The organism is Streptomyces sp. ADI96-02 (genome assembly GCF_003846185.1).
Classification (GTDB): domain Bacteria; phylum Actinomycetota; class Actinomycetes; order Streptomycetales; family Streptomycetaceae; genus Streptomyces.
The window spans coordinates 2,558,600-2,559,375 of sequence record NZ_ML123034.1; the positions used below are offsets into that span (position 1 = coordinate 2,558,600).

Sequence of the window (776 nt, forward strand, 5' to 3'; positions counted from 1 at the left end):
AACCACACCGCGTTCTTCTGGCCTGTGACCGGGTCGTAGGAGGCGCGCACATGCTCACGCTTGACGTCCGGCTCGCGCTTCGGGCTCGACCACGCCTCGACGATCCGCCCGGCCCCGTCCACACGCTGGTGGGCCGTCGTACCGTCCGACAGCGTCGCGGACTCGACCAGTCCGTTGGCCTTTCCGTACGTCGTGGTCGACGTGCCCGCGCCGCCGGGGGCGGTGACCTGCGTCGTCCGCCCTGCTGCGTCGAACGCGGTCTTCCAGCCGTCGGCGGACTGATCACCCTTGGTCAGCGTCTTGTGCGTCTTGTTCCCGAACGCGTCCGAGGTGTGCTGGGCCGTCACGCCGCCCGGAGCGGAAACGGCTGCCGTCGTCGAGGCGGCTCCCCTACCGGCGGTGTTCTGTTTCGGGGTGAGGGTGTCGGTTTCGGGCAGGCCACCGGCGGTGTAGTCGTGCTCGACGGTGAAGGAGCTGGTGTCCTCCTGGACGCGGGTGGCCTTCCCGAACGCGTCGAACGCGGTCTCGGTCCTGGTGCCGGGGGTGCCGTCGCCGTAGGCCGTCTCGGCCTTGACCGGGTTTCCCTCGTCGTCGACGGTCTCGGTGCTGGTGACGGTGGGCTCGGTCGCCCCGGCCGGGACGGTCTGATTGGTGGTGGTGCCCGCGACGTCGTCGCGGGCACGGACCACTTGGGTCCCGTCGGGGCCGGTGGTCTTCGCGGGCTGCCCCCACGCGTCGTACTCCATCGTCGTGGCCCGACCGCCCGCGTCGACCGT

Annotated in this window: 1 pseudogene; it reads right to left on the reverse strand. The window is 71.0% G+C overall.

The features are described from left to right. Positions 1–776: pseudogene (locus EES43_RS30595) on the reverse strand (RHS repeat protein); the annotation flags it as partial.